This window comes from Telluria sp. Soil_C_11 (assembly GCF_057657395.1).
In genome coordinates, this window is the sequence record NZ_JBDGIN010000041.1 from 1 (window position 1) to 4,063 (window position 4,063).

General features: G+C 64.9%; 3 protein-coding genes. 1 reads left to right on the forward strand and 2 read right to left on the reverse strand.

Annotated elements, in window-relative coordinates; genetic code table 11:
* The first annotated feature begins 568 nt into the window (after positions 1 to 568).
* On the forward strand, positions 569 to 892 hold the full coding sequence (locus AC3A6M_RS24705; RefSeq protein WP_487855340.1) for a hypothetical protein: 324 nt from the start codon (positions 569 to 571) through the stop codon (positions 890 to 892).
* Here the strand turns inward: AC3A6M_RS24705 and AC3A6M_RS24710 are convergent, their stop codons facing one another.
* Together AC3A6M_RS24710 and AC3A6M_RS24715 are read right to left on the reverse strand one after the other, a co-directional pair.
* Complete coding sequence (locus tag AC3A6M_RS24710) at positions 893 to 2,137, reverse strand: CaiB/BaiF CoA transferase family protein (RefSeq protein ID WP_487855341.1); 1,245 nt, start codon at positions 2,135 to 2,137, stop codon at positions 893 to 895.
* A gap of 49 nt (positions 2,138 to 2,186) precedes the next feature.
* A complete protein-coding gene (locus AC3A6M_RS24715) occupies positions 2,187 to 3,944 on the reverse strand; it encodes a cation:proton antiporter domain-containing protein (protein ID WP_487855342.1) in 1,758 nt (585 codons plus the stop codon).
* Positions 3,945 to 4,063: the final 119 nt, after the last annotated feature.

The following is a 4,063-nucleotide window of genomic DNA, read 5'->3' on the forward strand; positions in this document are numbered from 1 at the left end:
GCATCACACCAAAACAGAAACTTGCCCTTGCCGCTTAACCTCTACTTTTAGCGCGCTCTAAAAATGGGGGGATTACCGAAGGATCAAAGTGAAGTGTTAGTCGCGCCGACGAATTGGGCGAACTTCAATGAAGTTCGTTTAGACAACCCAAAGCTGCGCTGGTACCAGCGCGACCCGCAATTACAGCGGCCACTCATCGTCATCCCTACGGAAGACTTGCCCCCATAATGATCTTTGGGGGCTGCAGCGTGGCTCGACTCGAGCTCTTTTGGCTGCTGACGTATCATCGATCGCTCCGACTGTGGTCGGCTGTGGCAGATAAGCTTTTTGCGCAAGACGTTCAAGGGAGCTAGCAGTGTTATGGATGACTACATCGAAAATGAGTTGGACGCAAGTCGCATAAATTCGGCAAATTTTTAATTTGAAACGGAGGAAATATGAATTCTTTGATTAAATTCGTCAATTCAAAAGGCTGAGCTCGCCAACCCAAGCACACCGTTCGTGCGCCACCCTCCCGTCAACGGGACTACCATGCACCTCCTGTTCCAACCACTGCAAGGAGTACGTCATGTTGCAAGCACGCGAAATCCAGCAGCGCTTTTCCCACATCCAGCAGACCATCCAGGAGGCCGAGCAGGCCTGCCGTTCGCACGACGCCCCGGATGACCTGAAGAACTGCATCGAGAAAATGGCCCGTGAATCCCAGCAGGCCCAGCAAGTGATGCAGTCGAGCGACCAGCAGCGCATGGTCGAATGCGTCGACAACCTCGAATCGATGGGCGACGAAGCCAAGCGCCTGAGCCGCTCGGCATCCAGCATGTCACCGCAGCTGGAGTCGGCGGTCACGAAAGTGCACGCCGAGTTGTCCAACCTGAAGCACCAGCTCCACTAATCAGAGAACTTTCTTCTCCTTGAGAGCGGCAATCTCCTCGCCGCTCTTGCCCAGGATCTCGGCCAGCACCTCCCCGGTATGCTGGCCGAGCAGCGGCGGCGCCTTGCCGCTGGTGGCCGGCGTCGCCGACATCCGCATCGGGCTGCGCACCAGCTTCACCTCGCCGGCGGTCGGGTGCGGCAGGGCGATCTCGATGCCGCGCGCCTGCACCTGTTCGTTGGCGAAGACCTCGTCCAGGTTGTTGATCGGGCCGCAGGGCACGCCCACGTCTTCCAGCATCGCGATCCACTCGTCGCGCCCGCGCTCTTTCACCATCTCGGCCAGCATCGGCACCAGCACGTCGCGGTTCTTCACGCGCAGCGGATTGGTGGCGAAGCGCTCGTCGAACGCCAGCTCCGGCCGGCCGCCGGCCTGCACGAACTTCTGGTACTGGCCGTCGTTGCCGGCGGCGACGATGATGTGGCCGTCGGCGCAGGCGAAGGTCTGGTAGGGCACGATGTTGGCGTGGGCATTGCCCCAGCGCTTGGGACGCTTGCCGCTGTTCAGGTAGTTGCTGCCGACGTTGGCCAGCATCGCCACCTGGGTGTCGAGCAGGGACATGTCGATGTACTGGCCTTCGCCCGTGCGGTCGCGGTAGGTCAGGGCCGCCAGCACGGCGATGGTCGCGTACATCCCGGTCATCAGGTCCGTCAGGGCTACGCCGGCCTTCTGCGGGCCGCCGCCCGGCAGCTCGTCCCGCTCGCCGGTCACGGACATCAGCCCGCCCATGCCCTGGATCAGGAAGTCGTAGCCGGCGCGGTGCGCGTAGGGGCCGTCCTGGCCGAAGCCGGTGATCGAGCAGTACACGAGGTCCGGCTTGATGGCTTTCAGCGTGTCGTAGTCCAGGCCGTAGCGTTTCAGCTGGCCGACCTTGAAGTTTTCCAGCACGACGTCGCAGTGACGCACCAGTTCGCGCAGCAGCGCCTGGCCGTCCGGGCTGGCGATATCGACCGTCACCGAGCGCTTGCCGCGGTTCGCCGACAGGTAATAGGCCGACTCGCTGGTCGCCTTGCCGTCCGCATCGGGGGCGTAGGGCGGGCCCCAGGCGCGGGTATCGTCGCCGTTGTCCGGGCGCTCGATCTTGATCACGTCGGCGCCGAGGTCGGCCAGGTTCTGCGAGCACCACGGCCCGGCCAGCACGCGCGAGAGGTCGAGCACGCGGATATGACTCAATGCGCCAGGCAGGGTGTTCTTCTCGGATGCCATCTTGTCCCCAATCGATGAGTTGTTGTCGGTGCAAATTATATCGGGCGGATTACGCAGCGCTACCCGGCGCCGTCAGCGCCTGCGCGAACTGGTCGCGCTCGCGGTCGACGATGCCGTCGACTTCGCGCTCGTCCAGGCCCATCGCTTCCAGCACGAAGGCCGACAGCTGCAGGCTGGCTTCCAGCGTCTCCGGCACCACCACGCTGGCGCCGGCCAGCTTCAGGGAGCGCGCGTGCTTCTCGTCGCGCGAGCGCGCGAACAGGCGCGCGTGCGGAAACTCGCGCCGGATCCCGCGCACCGCCTGCAACGCCGAGGAGGGGTGGTCCATGGTCAGCACGATGGCGGGCGCCTCGTCGGCATGCACGCGGCGCAGCAGCTCGGGGCGCGAGGCGTTGCCGAACCAGACCGGCACGCCTTCCTTGTGCAGCTTCGACACGAGCCTGGCGTCGTTCTCGAAGGCGATGTAGGGGATGCCCTGGGCCGTCAGCAGTTTGGCCAGTTGCTGGCCGACGCGGCCGAAGCCGGCGATGATCACGCGTCCGCGCGCCGCTTCCAGGCTGGCGTCCATCTGCTGCGCCTGCTGTTCGCCGGCCTGGCTTTCCGCGCGCTCGCCGATGCCGCGGCCGACTCTCGCCAGCAGCGGCGTCAGGAACAGCGACAGGCCCACCGCCAGCATGGCGCGCCCGCCGAGGCCAGGATCCAGCAGCTTCGAACTGATCGCGTAGCCGATCACGATGAAGGCGAATTCGCCGCCCTGGCCCAGCAGCAGGGAACCCTCGACGGCGCGGCCCCACGACAGGCCGCCCAGGCGCAGCACCGGCGCGATCACGACCGCCTTCAGGGCGATCAGCAGGGCCACCGCGCAGGCCAGCCACAGCGGCGCCTGCACGATCTGCAGCGGATCCATGCCCATCCCGACCGTCATGAAGAACAGGCCCATCAGCAGGCCCTTGAAAGGCTCGACCATCAGCTCGACTTCGTGCTTGAACTCGGTCTCGGCCAGCAGCAGCCCCGCGATCAGGGCGCCCAGCGCCATCGACAGCCCGGCCATCTGCGACAGGCTGGCGATGCCGAAGGTCGACAGCAATATCAACGCCATGAACACGTCCGGCTGGCGCTGGCGGGCGAAGGCGCGGAACAGCGGGTGGATCACGCGCCCGCCGATCAGATAGATGAGGGCGATCGCCAGCGCCGCCTTGCCCATCGCCAGCAGCGCCAGCACAGCCACGTTTTCACTCCCGCCGCCACCGAGCGCGCCGATCAGGATCAGGATCGGCACCACCGCCAGGTCCTGCAGCATCAGCACGGCGAAGGCGGCCTGGCCCAGCGGCGTGCCGGTGGTGTGGCGCTCGCTCAGGAGCTGCATCACGACCGCGGTCGAGGACAGCGACAGCACCAGGCCGAGCACCAGCGAGGCCGCCATCGACTGGCCAAGCAGCAAGTACACGGCGCCGCCGATCAGCAGGGCGCACAGCAGTACCTGGGCCGAGCCGGCGCCGAACACCCAGCGCCGCATCGCCCACAGCCGCGCCGCCGACAGCTCGAGGCCGATCATGAACATCAGGAACAGGACCCCGAGTTCGGCCAGCATGGCGACGTCTTCGTTGTTGGGGAAGGTGAACCAGGCCAGCCAGGGCTGGTCCTGGGCGAGTCTTCCGAGGCCGAACGGGCCGAACAGGGTGCCGACCGCCAGGAAGCCCAGCACCTGGTTGATGCGCAGGCGTTGTAGCAGCGGGATCAGGATGCCGGCGAGGCTGAGGAACAGCAGGATTTCCCGCAGAAAGGGGAAGGGGTGTTGCTCTTGCACGGGAGTGGCCTTTCGTGGACGACTTTCCGTGCCATTTTATAAGGTTCATCGCGCTTTGCCGGGGAATGCATCCTTGATTTTCAGGAAGAAATAGGATGCGTCGCGAAAACCATACGCCA